Source organism: Mesorhizobium sp. M1342, assembly GCF_040317955.1.
Taxonomy (GTDB): Bacteria; Pseudomonadota; Alphaproteobacteria; order Rhizobiales; family Rhizobiaceae; genus Mesorhizobium.
In genome coordinates, this window is sequence record NZ_JAMYLI010000005.1 from 173,923 (window position 1) to 190,116 (window position 16,194).

The following is a 16,194-nucleotide window of genomic DNA, read 5'->3' on the forward strand; positions in this document are numbered from 1 at the left end:
CATGCCGGCAGCAGCCGAATTGCCGCTCGCCGGTCTCGTCGTCGTCGACATGAGCCAGTTCCTGTCGGGCCCGTACTGCTCACTCAGGCTGCTCGATCTCGGTGCCCGCGTGATCAAGATCGAGCGTCCGGATGGCGGCGACCTGTCGCGCCGGCTCTATCTCAGCGACACCGAGATCGGCGGCGATTCCACCATCTTCCACGCCATCAACCGGGCCAAGGAAAGTCTTGCCATCGACCTCAAGAACGAGGCCGATCTCGAAGCGTTGCGCGGCCTCCTGGCCAGGGCTGACGTGCTGATCCAGAATTTCCGGCCGGGCGTCATCGAACGGCTCGGCCTGGACTATGAAGCGGTCCGCAAGATCAACCCGCGGCTGGTCTATGCTTCGATCAGCGGCTATGGCGAGGATGGGCCATGGGTCAAACGGCCCGGCCAGGATCTCTTGGCGCAGGCGCGTTCCGGCGTGATGTGGCTGAACGGCGACGAGGATCAGGGACCGGTGCCGTTCGGCCTCGCCATCGGCGACATGCTGGCTGGTGCCGCCTGTGCGCAGGGCATTCTGGCCGCACTGGTGCGGCGCGGCATCACCGGTCAGGGCAGCCATATCGAAACCAGCCTGCTGGAAGCGCTGGTCGATTTCCAGTTCGAGGTGCTGACGACGCATCTCAATGACGGCCGCCGGCTGCCCAGGCGCTCCAGCTTCCGCAGCGCGCATGCCTATCTGTCGGCGCCTTACGGTGTCTACCCGGCCAAGGACGGCTATCTCGCCATCGCTATGACGCCGATCCCCAAGCTGGCCGACCTCTTGTCGCTCAGCGAGTTGGCGCCCTATCGCGACAAGCCTGCATCGTGGTTCACCGCGCGCGACGACATCAAGGCGATCATCGCGCAGCGGATCGCCACCAAAACCATCGACGAATGGCTTGATATCCTCGAGCCGGCCGACATCTGGTGCGCCAAGGTACTGACCTGGCCCGAGATGCTGGCAAGCGAGGGGTTTCAATCGCTCGATATGCTGCAGACGGTGACGCGCGAGGATGACGTCTCGATCCTCACGACGAGTTCGCCGCTCCGGGTCGATGGCATCAGGGCCAAGGTCGATCGGGCGGCGCCGCGCATCGGCGAGCACAGTGCCGCCATCCGCGCGGAGTTCGGCCTGTGAGCGTGCCCAAGCTCAAAGGCATGACCTGGAGCCATCCGCGTGGCTACGATCCGATGGTCGCCTGCTCGGCGCTGTGGCAGCAGAAGACCGGTATTGCCATCGAATGGGACAAGCGCTCGCTGCAGGATTTCGAATCCTTCCCGGTCGAGGAACTGGCGCGCGCCTATGATCTCATCGTCATCGACCATCCGCATGTCGGCCAGATCACGGCCGAAGGCTGCCTGGAGCCGCTGGATGTCGCCGGACGCGAGGCGGAACGCACGGCCCTTGCCTCGGGCAGCGTCGGCCAGTCCTATCCGAGCTACAACTGGCAAGGACGGCAATGGGCTTTCCCGATCGATGCGGCAACCCAGGTCCAGGCATGGCGGCCGGATGCGATCGAGGCGCCACCGGCGCGCTGGAGCGAGGTGCTCGATCTCGCCCGGCAAGGCCGTGTGCTGCTGCCGCTGCGGCCGCCTCACGTGTTGATGGTGTTTTACACATTCGCAGGCAATCTCGGCCGTCCTTGCACCACCGATCCATCCCACGATCTCATCGATGTTGACGCCGGTAGCGAAGTGTTTGAAGCAATGCGCGAGATTGCAGCGCTCGTTGATCCGGCTTGCTTGGAGATGGATCCGATTGCCGTCTCGGAGCGCATGGCGGAGGCCGGTTCCAGGTTCGTCTGCGCGCCACTGATCTATGGCTATGTTTCCTATGCGACGACTGGCTTTCGGGCGAACCGGCTGGCCTTTGCCGATGTTCCGGTCATCGGTTCCGGCGGCCCGATCGGTTCGGCGCTCGGCGGCACCGGCATAGCCGTATCAGCCTTTTCCAAAGCCAGGGATGCCGCGATCAACTTTGCCTATTGGGTCTCGAGCGGCGATGTCCAGCGCGGCGCCTATGCCGCCGCCGGCGGCCAGCCCGGCCATGCAGCGGCCTGGGAAGATCAGGCCGTCAATGAAGCGACCGGCAATTTCTACCGGGACACGCGCGCGACACTGGAGGGTGCATGGGTGCGGCCGCGCCATGACGGCTACATGGCGTTCCAGCAGGCCGCGTCCGAACGCATCCTTTCCGGCATGACCTTCCGGCATCAAGCCCGACAGGTCGTTGCCGATCTCAATCGCCTGTTTCGGGAGAGTTCCCCGGTGCAGGTGTCCGGCGCTGCCGGTGGAGGAGCCTGAACCAAACCGAACGGAGGAGAACAAGAATGACAGGAATGATCCGCGGCCTGCTGGCCGCAACGGCGCTTGCCTCGCTTGCAACGGCCGCCTTTGCACAGGATGTGCAAGGCGTCATCGGTGGACTGCCGACCGAACTCAAGGCGCAGTATGACGGAGCGCCCCAGAAGGTATTGCCTTCGGCCTGGGAGAATTTCAACGCGCCGCCAAAGCCGTGGAAATGGTGCCACTCGGAATCCTACCAGGGCAACCCGTGGCGGGTCACGGTGACCAAGGAGTTGAAGCGTCTTGTCGACGGGCTGATCGCCGACGGCACCGTCTCCAGCTTCGAGGTGTCGGATTCCAACAATGATGCCAGCCAGCAGATCAACCAGATCCGCGCCTTCATCGACAAGAAATGCTCTATCATCACGTCGGTGCCGGGCTCGGCGACGGCGCTCGACGATGCCATCGACGCTGCCGCCAAGGCCGGCATTCCGTTCATCACCGCCGCCGGCTCGGTGACCAGCCCGAACGCCATCAATGTCGATTCCAACTATGCGCGCTGGGGCTATGACATGATGACGGCGATCGGCAAGGCGCAGCCGGACGGCGCCAGCATCCTTCTGGTCGAAGGCATCGCCGGCCACCCGATCGTGGTCCAGGAACGCCAGGGCGCGGACAAGGCGCTGGCGGAAAATCCGAAGTTGAAGATCTCGCGCAACGTCAACGGCAACTGGACAGCCAACGTCACCAAGACCGTGGTGCTGCAGGCGATCGCCACCAACCCGGCGCCGATCGATGCGGTGTGGACGACAGGCAGCGAAAGCCGCGTCGTCGCCGAAGCCTTCGCGGAAGCCGGCCGGCCGGCGCCATTGATCACCGGCTCGATCACCGGGGACGCGCTGGGCTACTGGAAGGCCAACCCCGACAAGTACCGCTTCGAAGGCCATGCGGTGCTGCCGCACTGGACCGCGCAAACACTGTTCCGCGTCGGCGAGCGCATGCTCGACGGCCAGAAGCCGAAGCTGAACACGCTGCTGATCCCGATCCCGCCTGTCCACACCGCCGATCTCGGTGCCTGGTACAAGGACTGCATGACGACGGATGCCGTGTCGATCTTCCCGATCCCGCCGAAAGATCCGATGCCGGAGGAATGGCTCGACGCCTATTTCTCGAACCCGGCGCCGACCAAGGGCTGGGATTATTCGAAGGTGCCCGATGCCTGTGCAAAGTGACGCCTGCTAGTCTCTCAGCAGGCCGGCTCCTTTCAGGGAGCCGGCCTGCCAGCATCGAAACGCGACATGCTTGAAATCAAAACCATATCCAAACGCTATGGCGAGACGATCGCGCTCGCGGACGCATCGATCGCGTTTCGGGCGGGAACCATCCACACCATCCTGGGCGAGAACGGTTCGGGCAAGAGCACGATGGTCAAGCTGCTGTCCGGCATCGTCCAGCCGGACAATGGCGCGATCCTGCTGCACGGCAAGCCGTTTTCGGGTGCCAAGCCCTCGGCCTTCCAGGCGCAAGGTTTTGCCACGGTGTTCCAGGAGGTGCTGATCGCGCCGGACTGCAGCGTCATCGATAACATCCTGCTCGGCCTCGACGGGCTGGTCCGGCGCGCTGTTCCCCGCAACGAGCGCCGTGACCGGGCGAAAGCCGCGCTGAAGCGCTTCGCGGTTACCGACGTCCCCCTCGACAAGCCAGCCGGCCTGCTGCCGCTTGCCGCGCAGCAATTGGTCGTTCTCGCCCGCGCGATCGTGCGCAACCCAAAGATCCTGATCCTCGACGAGGTCACCGCCGCGCTCGACTTCGCCGATCGCGAATCCGTCTTTTCCCTGATGCGCGCGCTGGCCGGCGAAGGCTGCCTGATCCTGTTCATCACCCACCGCATGGACGAGGTGATGTCGCTGTCGGATCGCATCTCGATCCTGCGCGGCGGCAGCGTCGTGCGCACCGAGGAGCGCGGCGCTTCGACGCCGGCTGAACTTCTCAAGGCGATGGCGCCACGCACGGCGGCGGAGCTGCAGCATGGCTGATCGCGCCGCCCTCGATTTTGGTGGTCTTGCCGTTCGGGACCTTGTCATCGCGCCCGGCGCCAGCCCGATCACGCAGGCAATCGCTCCGGGTGAGATCGTCGGGCTTGCCGGTCTCGATGGTCATGGCCAGGAGCTGTTTCTCAAGATGCTTGCCGGCCTGGAACCGCCCCATGGCGGCTCGATCGAACTCGGTTCATCGGATGCCTCCCGAAAGATTACCGGGTTTCGCAAGGCTGTCGCCAGCGGCATCGCCTATTTGCCGCGCGACCGACGCGCCAACGGCATTTTCCCGACACAGTCGGTGCTCGACAATTTCGCCGTCTCGACCTTGTCGCGCGACACGCGGCTCGGGCTAATCAGCCCGTCGGCACGCAAGGCGCGCTACGACTTCTATCGCGAAAAACTCTCGATAGTGGCGCCCCGGCCCGATGCGCCGATCACCACTCTTTCGGGCGGCAACCAGCAGAAGGTGCTGTTGGCGCGTGCCTTGGCGCTGGAGCCCGCGATCCTGCTCCTCAACGATCCGACGCGTGGCGTCGACGTGGCGACGCGGCATGTGCTCTACGACGTGTTTCGCGGGCTGGCGTCCGACGGCATGGGGCTCGTCATCCTATCCAGTGAAATCGAGGAGATTCTTCTCCTGTGCCAGCGCGTGCTGGTGTTCCGTGAGAATGAAGTCGCGGCCGAGATCTCTGGCGACGCGCTCACCACCGACAGCGTGATATCAGCCATGTTCGGACGTGCGGCATGAACCCTGTTGCGCGCCTCCTGTCCCTTGGGCGAAATTTCGGCTTCGCGGTGGTGCTGCTGGTCGTGCTGCTTGCGATCAATCTTATCCTCAGCCCCGGGCGGTTCCAGCCGGGTTCCTGGGGCGCGCTGGTCGGATTGGCGGCGCCCTTGATCGGTGCGGCCATTGCGTCCACGCCTGTCATCCTCGCCGGGCGTGGCGGAATCGACATCTCGGTCGGGCCATTGATGGGCTTCGTCAACGCTTTGACGATCCAGGTGCTGTTCCTCGGCACCGGCATCTCATCGCCCCTGGTGCTCGTTCCGGCTGCATTGCTCGTCGGGGCGCTGGTGGGTGCTGCGAACGGCTTTCTGGCGACAATCGTGCGCATTCAGCCGATCGTCGCGACGCTCGGCACCTATCTGATCCTCACCGGCGTGACGTTAACAATCCTGCCGGCGCCGATCGGTCCCGCACCGGCCTGGCTCAAGGCACTGTCCGGTCCGCTGTCGATGCTGCCGCTGGCGGCGATGTTCATCGTCTGGTGGCTGGTGCGGCGCACCCCTTACTACGACCAGCTTATGGCGGTGGGCAGCGACGACCGTGCCGCCTACACCGCCGGCGTCGATGTCACGCGCGTGCGCTTCATCGCCTATATCATGACCGGCATCCTTGGCGGCTGCGCCGGATTGATGCTGACCGCGCTGATCGGCTCCGCCGATCCGAACATCGGGCCAACTTACACACTGATCGCCATCGCCGCGGTAGCGCTCGGCGGCGTCAGCCTTGCAGGCGGCCGTGGTGGGGTGGCGGGTGCCGCCATCGGCGCCATCGACATCTTCCTGCTGCAAAGCGTGCTGACGACGTTCAACGTCTCGACCTTCGTGCTGCAGATCGCCTACGGCGCGATCCTGGTGCTGGCCGTGATGCTGACAGCGCTGCAGGAACGTCTTGCTATGGGGAGACGCTGACATGGTTTTGCGCCAAAACCTCTTCGCCACAACCAACGCTCGCGTCGTCGGCGCCTTCTGCGTCGCCGCCCTTCTGCATCTCGCCGGCACGATCCTCATTCCTGGCTACTCCGCGCCGTTTGCCATACGCGCCATGCTGGTGCTCGCCTCGCTGCTCGCCGTGGCCTCGATCGGGCAGACGCTGGTCGTCATCATGGGCGGCATCGACCTGTCGATCCCTTTCGTCATTGGCTTTGCCAATGTCGTGGCGGCGCAGCTTTATGGCGATGGCTGGCATTTTGTCCTGGTCTGCGGCCTCGTCGGCGTACTGGCGATCATCATCGGCGGGCTGAACGGGCTGATCTCGCGCAGCCTCGACATCCAGCCGCTCATCGTCACGCTCGGCATCGGCATGGTCGTGCAAGGGCTGGTGCTGTTGTGGACGGCGGGTTTCCCGTCAGGCTCCGCACCGCAAGCGGTATCCAGCTTCGTCTCGATCGGCGGATCGGCCGGACCGCTGCCGGTGCCGTGGCTGGTGCCGAGCCTTGTCGTGCTGGCGGCACTCGTCGTCCTGGTGCTGGAGCGAACGCCCTATGGCCGCCGGCTTTACGCGCTGGGCAGCAATCCGGGCGCGGCGCCGCTGGCGCTGATTGACCCGGTTCGCATGTGGGTCATCACCTATGCGGCAAGCGCTTTCTTCGCCGCCGTGGCAGGAGTGCTGCTGCTCGGCTTCACCGGTTCGGCCTATGGCGATGTCGGCCAGCCCTATCTGTTCCAGACCATCGCAGCCGTTGTCGTAGGAGGTGCAGCACTTGTCGGCGGCCGGGGAAGCTATCTCGGCACGATCGCCGGCGTGCTGGTGCTGACCGAGATCAACACGCTGCTGATCGGCCTCGGCTTCCAGCCCGCAGCGGTGCAGGCCGCGCTCGGCTTCGTCATCGTGCTGCTGGTTTCGCTCTATGGCCGCGAACGGCACGTCTCGACAACCATCTGAAAGGACCAGTCAGTCGAGCCGCCACAGCTTGCGGGCATTGCCGGACAACAGCCTGTCGCGCTCGGAGATGCTGCAGCCCGAGAGCAATGCATGGGTCGCCGCCACCCAGGTCGACAGACCGCCGCCTAGCGTGCAGACCGGCCAGTCGCTGCCCCAGACGACACGGTCCCAGCCGAATGAATTGATGGTGTGCTCGACGTACGGCCGCAACGTCTCAACCGTCCAGCTGCCGGCATCGGCATAGGCGACGACACCGGAGATTTTGGCCATGACATTCGGGCGCCGGGCGATGTCGCTCATATGCTCGCGCCATGGATGTTCGCTCTTGCCTTTGATGTCGGGGACGCCGCAATGGTCGAGGACGAACGTCACATCGGGTGCCAGGTCGGCAAGCACGATCGCCCTGGGGATCTGGTGCGGCAGCACGACGAGATCGAAGGTCAGGCCGGTGCCGCCAAGCCGCTTTATGCTGGCGCGAAACACCGCACCTTCCGAGAGCTCGTCGGGCACGACGTGGAGGACGCGGCGAAAGCCTTTTACGAACGGGTTTGCCCGCTGCCGTTCGAGATAGGCCGCGAAGTCCCCTTCCTCAGGACGGCAGGACGCGATCACCCCGGCCAGCATGCTGCTGGGCTGCCGTGACAGGCCTTCGACCCGAGCGGTTTCAGCCTCGATGTCGGCCGCATCGACATCGACCTCCATATGCAGCACGCGCTCGACGCCGACACGCTGCGCCTCCACGGCGTAGTCCTCATAGGAGAAATCGCGGTTGAGCGCCGGCACGCCGGCGAGCCAGGGATAGCGCAGGGCCGAGCGATCGATGAGATGCAGATGGGTATCGATGATCATGGTGAGGCTCCTCCCTCTGGCTTTTCAAATCATCTCACGGGGGAATTCTTCATTCAAATAAGAATTCACACCGATGAGCCTACTGCTGATCCAGCAAGGTGCGACAGCTTTTCACACGTTGCCAGCAACAGTTCGATCGTCCTGGTGATGTCGGGCGCGGAAGGCGCGTTGACCACCGTGATGTAGGGAATCGACAGCGCGGCGATCGCCTTGCCGTCGGAACTGCGCACCGGGGCGGACAGGTTGAAGACGCCGGCTGTCTGCATCGAGGCCATCATCTCGTAGCCACGGTCGCGGATCTGGTCGAGACGGGTGAAGAACTCGGTCGATTGCGCCGTCTTGTCGGTGCTGCGGACGTGTTCGGAAATCATCATCTGGCGCTCTTCCGGTGAGCGGAAAGCGAGCAGCACATGTCCCGAGCCGGTGTCGAACAGACTGATATGGGAGCCGACCCGGATCGATATGCCCCAGTAGTTCGGTGCTTCTTGCTGGCCGATGACGACGGCAGAACCGCGATCAAAAACAACGAGTTGGTTGGCTTGCTGCGATGTCTCGGCAAGCTCACGCATCAGCGGCGTCGCATAGGAGACCAGCCGCCGAACCGGCGCGTGCAACTGTGCCAGACCGAACAGTTTGAGCGTTAGCGAATAGCGGTCGCCGTCGAGGCGCGTGACGTAGCCGCGCCGCACCAGCCGGTCGAGCATGCGATAGAATTCGTTGGGACTGCGGTCGAGTTTCTTGGCGATTTCGGCCTGGGTCAGGCCGCCGTCGACGCCCGCCAGCAGTTCAAGGATATCGAGCCCCTTGTCGAGCGCCGGCGCGCGATAGCGCTCGTCTTCGCTGTCGTCCATGGGCTCATCCTCCAGTGAATTTCACCCTTCATATACGCAGGAACGTGCGCGGCGGAAACAAATTTCGCCTTGACGTGTCTATGAATGTTTTGTTTGTATATGAATGTAGCACTTCTTGTCATCAGACGAGTTGCGGTCGCCGCGGAGGCGGCACCAAGGGAGGATACCAATGAACAGACTGCTGTCCGGCGTGTGCGCCGGTGTATTGTTGCTCGCGTCAGGTGCGGGCGCTGCCCTTGCCGGCGACCTGCCCGGCAAGTTCGAAGGCGTGACCGTCGACGTGAAGCTGATCGGCGGCCAGCAATATGAAAAGCTCTACGAGCGCATTCCCGAATGGGAGAAGGCGACCGGCGCCAAGGTCAACATCCTGACCAAGAAGAACGGCTTCGACATCGACAAGGAGCTCAAGTCCGACATCGCCTCGGGCAGCACCAACTGGTGCGTCGGCTGGAACCATTCGTCCTTTGCGCCGCAATATACGGGCCTTTACACCGACCTCAGCAAATTGCTGCCCAAGGAAGAGATCGACGCTTTCGTGCCGTCGACGATCACGTCCGCAACCATCGACGGCAAGCTGGAGATGCTGCCGCGTGCGCAGTTCGACGTTTCGGCGCTCTACTACCAGAAGAGCCTGTACGAGAACGCCGACAACAAGACCAAGTTCAAGGCGAAGTACGGCTATGATTTGGTGCCGCCGGACACCTGGAAGGAAGTGACCGACCAGGCCCAGTTCTTCGCCAACCCACCCAATTTCTACGGCACGCAGTTCGCCGGCAAGGAAGAGGCGATCAACGGCCGCTTCTACGAGATGGTTGTCGCTGAAGGCGGCGAGTATCTCGACAAGGACGGCAAGCCGGTCTTCAATTCCGAGGCCGGCATCCGGGCGCTCGACTGGTTCGTTAACCTCTACAAGGCCAAGGCCGTACCGGCCGGAACCACCAACTATCTCTGGGACGATCTCGGCCAGGGCTTTGCGTCCGGCACCGTCGCCATCAACCTGGACTGGCCGGGCTGGGCTGGCTTCTTCAACGATCCGAAGTCGTCGAAGGTCGCCGGCAATGTCGGCGTGAAAGTCGCGCCGAAGGGCTCGTCCGGCAAACGCACCGGCTGGTCAGGTTTCCATGGCTTCTCGGTGACCGAGAATTGCCCCAACAAGGAGGCCGCGGCTTCCCTGGTGTGGTGGCTGACCAACGAAGACAGCCAGAAGCTCGAGGCCGCCGCAGGCCCGCTGCCGACCCGCACCGCGGTGTGGGACTGGGATTTGAAGCAGGCCGAAAACGATCCTTACAAGAAGGAGGTTCTTACCGCCTTCCAGGAAGAGGCCAAGCACGCGTTTGCCGTGCCGCAGACGCCTGAATGGATCGAGATCTCGAACGCCGTCTATCCCGAATTGCAGGCGGCGATCCTCGGTGACAAGACCTCCAAGCAGGCACTGGACGATGCGGCCGCCAAGGCGACGCAAATCCTCCAGGACGCCGGCAAGCTCTAGAAACGGGCTCCCAAGGCTGCCTCCCCCATCGGAAATGGGGGAGGCGATCGTGTTTCGCGGCCAGCGATTTACGCTAACCCATCGCCCCCGGCCCACTCACGGCCGTCCAAATGCAAACACCTCAAGGATTCTGATGAAGGGCTTCAAGCCATCCGCGCCATTCCTGCTGCTGCTTCCGGCCATGATCGTGCTGGCGGCGGTTGTCGTTGTGCCGTTGCTGTTGTCCCTTTACTCCAGCTTCACGCCATTCCGCCTGACGCGGCCCGAGACGTTCTACGTCTTCATCGGCATTCGGAACTATCTTTCGATCCTGTCCAACACCGATTTCTGGTGGGCCTTCGGCCGTACGGTTCTGCTGCTGACCATCGCGCTCAATCTTGAGATGCTGCTCGGCCTTGGCCTCGCGATGCTGGTCGAGAAGGCGACGCGCGGCCAGCGCATCCTGCGCACGCTGATGATGTTTCCGATGATGTTTTCGCCGATCCTGGTCGGCTTTCAGTTCAAGTTCATGTTCAACGACAATATCGGCCTGGTGAACAATGCGCTGCAGTCGCTCGGCATCACCAGGGACGCCATACCGTGGCTGATCGAGGGCCATCTCGCCTTCATCGCCATCTCTATCGCCGAAATCTGGTCGTCGACGGCGATCTTCGCCATCCTGATCCTCGCCGGCCTGCTCGCCATGCCCAAGGAGCCGATCGAGGCGGCGCGGGTCGACGGCTGCACGCCGTGGCAGACATTCCGCTATGTGACGTGGCCGTTCGTCATGCCCTTCGCCTACATCGCCATGACCATCCGTTCGCTCGACGTGGCGCGCGCCTATGACATCGTCAAGATCATGACCGATGGCGGACCGGCGGGCCGCACGGAACTGCTTTGGACCCTGGTGGCCCGCACCGCCTACAGCGACGGGCGCATGGGCATGGCCAACGCCATGGCCTATTTCTCGATCCTGCTGTCGATTGCCTTCACCGTCTACTTCTTCAACAAGCTCGCCGCGGCGCGCACGCAGATCGGTGCGGAGTGGTGAAGATGGACGAGAATTCTTCCGCCCGCCTGAAGCGCCGGCTGCTGGGCATCGTCTATCGCATCGGCCTGTTCCTGGCGATGCTGACCATCTGCCTGCCGGGCCTGTGGATCGTCATCTCGTCGCTGCGGCCGGCGGTCGAGATCATGGCCAAGCCACCGGTGTGGATCCCTCAGGAGATCTCGTTCGACGCTTATGTCGCCATGTTCTCAGGCATCGGCAAGGGCGGCATCCCTGTCATCGAATATTTCCGCAACTCGCTGATCATCTCGGTGACCTCGACAGTCATTGCGGTGGCCATCGGCATGGCCGGCGGCTATGCCTTCGCGCGCTACCGCTTCCGCGGCAAATCCAGCGTCTTCCTCAGCCTGATGCTGACGCGCACCGTGCCGGGCATTGCGCTCTCGCTACCGCTGTTCTTCCTCTATGTGCGGCTTGGCATCATCGACACGCATTTCGGGCTGATCCTTGCCTATGTCGCGCTCAACGTGCCGTTCACCATCTGGCTGATCGACGGCTTCTTCCGCCAGGTGCCCAAGGACCTCGCGGAGGCGGCGCAGATCGATGGCTGCACGCGCTGGCAGGCGTTCTGGCAGGTCGAGTTCCCGCTTGCCGGACCGGGCATCGCTTCGGCCGCCATCTTCGCCTTCCTGACCTGCTGGAACGAGTTCGCGCTGGCCTCGCAGCTGACCCGCTCGGTGAGCGCCAAGACGCTGCCGGTCGGCCTGCTCGATTACACGGCCGAGTTCACCATCGATTGGCGTGGCATGTGCGCGCTGGCCGTGGTGATGATCATTCCGGCGCTCACCCTCACCTACATCGTCCAGAAACACCTTGTCGGCGGCCTGACCTCCGGCGCGGTGAAAGGCTGATCCAATGGCAACCGTTACCCTCACCAAGCTGACCAAGCGCTATGGCAATATCGGGATCGTGCACGGCATCGATCTCGAGATCGCCGACCGCGAATTCATCGCGCTGGTCGGCCCGTCCGGCTGCGGCAAGTCGACGACGCTGCGCATGATCGCCGGGCTGGAAGAGATCAGCGCCGGCTCGATAGAGATCGGCGGGCGCATCGTCAACGACCTGCCGCCACGCTCGCGCAACATTTCGATGGTATTCCAGTCCTACGCGCTCTATCCGCACATGACGGTGCGCGAGAATCTCGGCTTCTCGCTGAAGATCGCCGGTGCCGCCAAGGAAGACATGGACCGCCGTGTCGCCGAAGCCTCGGCCATCCTCGGCCTCGACACGTTGCTTGATCGCCGCCCCTCACAACTGTCCGGCGGCCAGCGCCAGCGCGTCGCCATGGGCCGCGCCATCGTGCGCGATCCTGACGTCTTCCTGTTCGACGAGCCGCTTTCCAATCTCGACGCCAAATTGCGCACGCAGATGCGCACCGAGATCAAGAAGCTGCATGCCAAGGTGCAGTCGACGGTGATCTTCGTCACCCACGACCAGGTCGAAGCGATGACGCTGGCCGACCGCATCGTCATCATGCGCGACGGCCATATCGAACAGGTGGGCACGCCCGACGAAGTGTTCCGGCGGCCGGCAACCCGCTTCGTTGCCGGCTTCATCGGCTCACCGCCGATGAACCTGCATGAGGCGACGATCGATGACGGCCAGATGGTTTTTGCCAGCGGCGAGAAGTTGCCCTTGCCCGGCCAGTTCAAAGCCAATGTCGCCACCGGCGACAAGGTGGTGTTCGGGCTGCGGCCGGACGACATTTATCCGACCGGCCATGGCATCAGTTCCGGTAGCGCGGCCGACGTCCACCAGATCGAACTGCCGATCACGGTGACCGAACCGCTCGGCAACGAGACGCTGGTGTTCGTCGAATTCAACGGTACGGACTGGGTGTCGCGCATGCTGAACCCGAGGCCACTGCGGCCGGGCGAGCGGGTCGCCATGAGCCTCGACATGTCGCAGGCGCACCTGTTTGCCACCGAGACCGGAAAGACATTGCGGAGCTGATCGGCATGGCCAAAATTGAGAAAGTCGACCTTCGGATGGTGGACCTTGTGCCCAAGGTCAAGCGCACCGACGCCATCCAGAGCTTCGTCAGCCAGGAAACGCCTATCGTCACCATCACCGATTCCGACGGTGCGGTCGGCACCGGCTACAGCTACACGATCGGCACCGGCGGCTCGTCGGTGATGCGGCTTTTGTCCGACCATCTGGTGCCGCGCCTGATCGGCCGCGACCCCGACATGATCGAGGCAATCTGGCACGATCTCGAATTCGCCACGCATGCCACGACCATCGGCGCCATCACCGCCATCGCCATCGCGGCCATCGATACAGCACTGTGGGACCTACGGGCAAAGAAGCAGAACCTGCCTTTGTGGAAGCTGGCCGGCGGCGCCAAGGACCGCTGCCCGCTGTACACGACCGAAGGCGGCTGGCTGCACATCGAGACGCAGGCGCTGGTCGACGATGCGCTGGCCGCCAAGGCCAAGGGCTTTCGCGGCTCGAAGGTGAAGATCGGCAGGCCGCACGGCTCGGAAGATCTGGCGCGCCTGTCGGCGGTGCGCAAGGCGGTCGGCGACGGCTACGAGATCATGACCGACGCCAATCAGGGCTTTTCGGTCGACGAGGCGATCCGGCGCGCGGCAAGATTACGCGACCTCGACCTCGCCTGGATCGAGGAGCCACTGCCGGCCGACGACATTGACGGGCATGTGCGGTTGTCGAACTCGACGCCGACGCCGATTGCCATCGGCGAGTCGCTCTACTCCATTCGCCATTTTCGCGAGTACATGCAGAAAGGCGCCTGCTCGATCGTGCAGGTCGATGTCGGCCGCATCGGCGGCATCACGCCCTGGCTCAAGATCGCGCACGCGGCGGAGGCCTTCGACATTCCGGTCTGCCCGCATTTCCTGATGGAGCTGCATGTCAGCCTGACCTGCGCTGTTCAGAACGGCCGATATGTCGAGTACATTCCGCAACTCGACCAGTTGACCGGCAAGCGCCTCCGCATCGAGGATGGCCAGGCGCTGGCGCCCGACGAACCCGGCATCGGCATCGATTGGGACTGGGACGCGGTCAAGGCCATGAGCATCGCCGAATTCACCACGGCGATCACGAAATAGGAGAATGATATGCAGCGGATGGGAATGGTTCTGGGGCTGAAGCCGGAAAAGGTCGAGGAGTATGTCCGCCTCCATGCCGCCGTCTGGCCCGACGTGCTGGCCATGATCTCCGCCTGCAACATCAAGAACTACTCGATCTACCTGAAGCGGCCGGAGAACGTGCTGTTCAGCACCTTCGAATACCACGGCAGCGACTACGAGGCCGACATGGCGAAGATGGCGGCCGATCCGAAGACGCAGGAATGGTGGGCGGTCTGCATGCCGTGCCAGGAGCCGCTGGCGACGCGCAAAGAGGGCGAGTGGTGGGCCGAGATGGATGAGGTCTTCCATCATGACTGAAGGCGGTTTCGACCCTGCCTTGCTCGTTCAATCCTGGCCAAAACCCTCCAAGCCCCGGCAGATCGTCACCTTCGGCGCCGGATCGATCGTCGGCGACGCGCATTTCCCGGCCTACCGGAAGGCCGGCTTTCCGGTTGCCGGGCTTTATGATCCTGATCATACCAGGGCCGAAAAGCTGGCCAGCCAATGGGGCGTGACGGCCTTTGGGTCGGTCGAAGAAGCTGCTGCCGTCGAGGGCGCGATCTTCGACCTTGCCACCCCGCCGTCGCGTCATGCCGATGTGCTGAAGTCCTTGCCTGATGGCGCGGTGGCGCTGATCCAGAAGCCGATGGGCAGCAATCTTGCCGAGGCGACCGCGATCCTCGAGATCTGCCGCGCCCGGAAGCTGCACGCAGCGGTGAACTTCCAATTGCGCTTCGCGCCGATGATGCTGGCGCTCAAAGATGCCGTCGGCAAGGGCTGGCTCGGCGAGATCGTCGACTTCGATGCCTGGCTGGCGCTGGCGACACCGTGGCAGCTTTGGGAATTCCTGCTCAAGGCGCCGCGCGTCGAGATCGCCATGCATTCGATCCACTATCTCGACCTGATCAGGCAATTGCTCGGCGACCCCAAGGGCGTGCACGCTAAGACGCTCGGCCATCCCAATCATGCCGTGGCGCAGACGCGCACCAGCGCCATTCTCGACTATGGCAACACCATGCGCTGCGCGCTGTCGATCAACCACGACCACAAGTTCGGCCGCCGGCACCAAGCCTGCGAGTTCCGCATCTGCGGCACCGAGGGAGCAGCCTATCTCAAGTTGGGTCTCAACCTCGATTATCCCACAGGTGAGCCGGATGTGCTGGAAATCTATCCGAAAGGCGGGACGGACTGGATCGCAGTGCCCTTGGCCGGCGAGTGGTTTCCCGACGCCTTCGTCGGCCGCATGGCCAATGTCCAGCGTTTTGCCACCGGAGAAGATGCTACGCTGATCAGCCCGGTCGAGGACGCGTGGAGCACGATGGCGCTGGTCGAGGCGGCGTATCAGTCGAGTGCGGCACCGGCGACGCCGATTGCGGAAAGACCCTGATGGAACGGATTCAGTATTTCGAAGACTATGAGATTGGCGCGTCGCGCCTGACCAGCGGCCGCACCATCACCGAGACCGACTTCATCGTCCATGCCGGCCACACCGGCGATTTCTTCCCGCACCACATGGACGCCGAGTTCATGAAGACGACGCCATTCGGCCAGCGCATCGCGCACGGCACGCTGGTGTTCTCGGTCGGCATCGGGCTGACGGCAACCGTCATCAATCCTGTTGCCTTTTCCTATGGCTATGACCGGCTGCGCTTCATCAAGCCGGTGTTCATCGGCGACACGATCCGGACGCGCACGACAATTACGGCCAGGGAAGACGACCCGAAGAGGCCGGGGGCGGGACGGGTGATCGAACGCTGCGAGGTGATCAACCAGCGCGGCGAAGTGGTGCTGGCGGCCGACCACATCTACATCGTCGAACGCAGGCCGGCGCAGGGCTGAAGCCCATCG

Annotated in this window: 17 protein-coding genes; 15 read left to right on the forward strand and 2 right to left on the reverse strand. The window is 63.5% G+C overall.

Features of this window, described 5'->3' with window-relative positions; all coding sequences use genetic code 11:
• Nucleotide 1 precedes the first annotated feature (1 nt).
• The 7 genes from NKH06_RS07065 (at nt 2) to NKH06_RS07095 (ending at nt 7,017) form a co-directional block, all read left to right on the forward strand.
• Complete coding sequence (locus tag NKH06_RS07065; protein WP_023808856.1) at nt 2-1,162, forward strand: CaiB/BaiF CoA transferase family protein; 1,161 nt, start codon at nt 2-4, stop codon at nt 1,160-1,162.
• On the forward strand, nt 1,159-2,328 hold the full coding sequence (locus tag NKH06_RS07070; protein ID WP_352440083.1) for an extracellular solute-binding protein: 1,170 nt from the start codon (nt 1,159-1,161) through the stop codon (nt 2,326-2,328). Before NKH06_RS07065 ends, NKH06_RS07070 begins: the two co-directional genes overlap by 4 nt.
• Before the next feature lie 26 nt (nt 2,329-2,354).
• Nucleotides 2,355-3,542, forward strand: a complete 1,188-nt coding sequence (locus NKH06_RS07075) for an ABC transporter substrate-binding protein (protein ID WP_023808858.1) — start codon at nt 2,355-2,357, stop codon at nt 3,540-3,542.
• A 66-nt stretch (nt 3,543-3,608) separates the two neighbouring features.
• On the forward strand, nt 3,609-4,346 hold the full coding sequence (locus NKH06_RS07080; RefSeq protein ID WP_352440084.1) for an ATP-binding cassette domain-containing protein: 738 nt from the start codon (nt 3,609-3,611) through the stop codon (nt 4,344-4,346).
• Nucleotides 4,339-5,097, forward strand: coding sequence for an ATP-binding cassette domain-containing protein (locus NKH06_RS07085; RefSeq protein WP_023808860.1), 759 nt, complete (start codon nt 4,339-4,341; stop codon nt 5,095-5,097). Before NKH06_RS07080 ends, NKH06_RS07085 begins: the two co-directional genes overlap by 8 nt.
• On the forward strand, nt 5,094-6,044 hold the full coding sequence (locus tag NKH06_RS07090) for an ABC transporter permease (RefSeq protein ID WP_352440085.1): 951 nt from the start codon (nt 5,094-5,096) through the stop codon (nt 6,042-6,044). Before NKH06_RS07085 ends, NKH06_RS07090 begins: the two co-directional genes overlap by 4 nt.
• A gap of 1 nt (nt 6,045) precedes the next feature.
• On the forward strand, nt 6,046-7,017 hold the full coding sequence (locus tag NKH06_RS07095; protein ID WP_023808862.1) for an ABC transporter permease: 972 nt from the start codon (nt 6,046-6,048) through the stop codon (nt 7,015-7,017).
• 9 nt (nt 7,018-7,026) lie between these two features.
• Here NKH06_RS07095 and NKH06_RS07100 read toward each other — a convergent pair whose 3' ends face one another.
• Nucleotides 7,027-7,866 carry an amidohydrolase family protein gene (locus NKH06_RS07100; protein WP_352609312.1) on the reverse strand — a complete coding sequence of 280 codons (840 nt, stop codon included), beginning with the start codon at nt 7,864-7,866 and terminating at the stop codon, nt 7,027-7,029.
• Nucleotides 7,867-7,931: 65 nt separating this feature from the next.
• On the reverse strand, nt 7,932-8,717 hold the full coding sequence (locus tag NKH06_RS07105; protein WP_023808863.1) for an IclR family transcriptional regulator: 786 nt from the start codon (nt 8,715-8,717) through the stop codon (nt 7,932-7,934).
• Nucleotides 8,718-8,886: 169 nt separating this feature from the next.
• Here NKH06_RS07105 and NKH06_RS07110 point away from each other — a divergent pair, with 169 nt between their 5' ends.
• The 8 genes from NKH06_RS07110 (at nt 8,887) to NKH06_RS07145 (ending at nt 16,185) form a co-directional block, all read left to right on the forward strand.
• Complete coding sequence (locus NKH06_RS07110) at nt 8,887-10,206, forward strand: ABC transporter substrate-binding protein (RefSeq protein ID WP_352892603.1); 1,320 nt, start codon at nt 8,887-8,889, stop codon at nt 10,204-10,206.
• A gap of 133 nt (nt 10,207-10,339) precedes the next feature.
• On the forward strand, nt 10,340-11,236 hold the full coding sequence (locus NKH06_RS07115; RefSeq protein WP_013533025.1) for a carbohydrate ABC transporter permease: 897 nt from the start codon (nt 10,340-10,342) through the stop codon (nt 11,234-11,236).
• Nucleotides 11,237-11,238: 2 nt separating this feature from the next.
• Complete coding sequence (locus tag NKH06_RS07120; protein WP_352892604.1) at nt 11,239-12,105, forward strand: carbohydrate ABC transporter permease; 867 nt, start codon at nt 11,239-11,241, stop codon at nt 12,103-12,105.
• Between the two features lie 4 nt (nt 12,106-12,109).
• Nucleotides 12,110-13,207 carry an ABC transporter ATP-binding protein gene (locus NKH06_RS07125; protein WP_352892605.1) on the forward strand — a complete coding sequence of 366 codons (1,098 nt, stop codon included), beginning with the start codon at nt 12,110-12,112 and terminating at the stop codon, nt 13,205-13,207.
• Between the two features lie 5 nt (nt 13,208-13,212).
• Complete coding sequence (locus NKH06_RS07130; RefSeq protein WP_023808868.1) at nt 13,213-14,325, forward strand: mandelate racemase/muconate lactonizing enzyme family protein; 1,113 nt, start codon at nt 13,213-13,215, stop codon at nt 14,323-14,325.
• A gap of 9 nt (nt 14,326-14,334) precedes the next feature.
• The gene (locus NKH06_RS07135) at nt 14,335-14,664 is read left to right on the forward strand and encodes an L-rhamnose mutarotase (protein ID WP_023808869.1); all 330 of its coding nucleotides are present in this window, start codon (nt 14,335-14,337) and stop codon (nt 14,662-14,664) included.
• The gene (locus NKH06_RS07140; protein WP_023808870.1) at nt 14,657-15,733 is read left to right on the forward strand and encodes a Gfo/Idh/MocA family protein; all 1,077 of its coding nucleotides are present in this window, start codon (nt 14,657-14,659) and stop codon (nt 15,731-15,733) included. The genes NKH06_RS07135 and NKH06_RS07140 overlap by 8 nt, the downstream gene beginning before the upstream one ends.
• A complete protein-coding gene (locus NKH06_RS07145; protein WP_128302349.1) occupies nt 15,733-16,185 on the forward strand; it encodes a MaoC/PaaZ C-terminal domain-containing protein in 453 nt (150 codons plus the stop codon). The genes NKH06_RS07140 and NKH06_RS07145 overlap by 1 nt, the downstream gene beginning before the upstream one ends.
• The last annotated feature ends 9 nt before the right edge of the window (nt 16,186-16,194 follow it).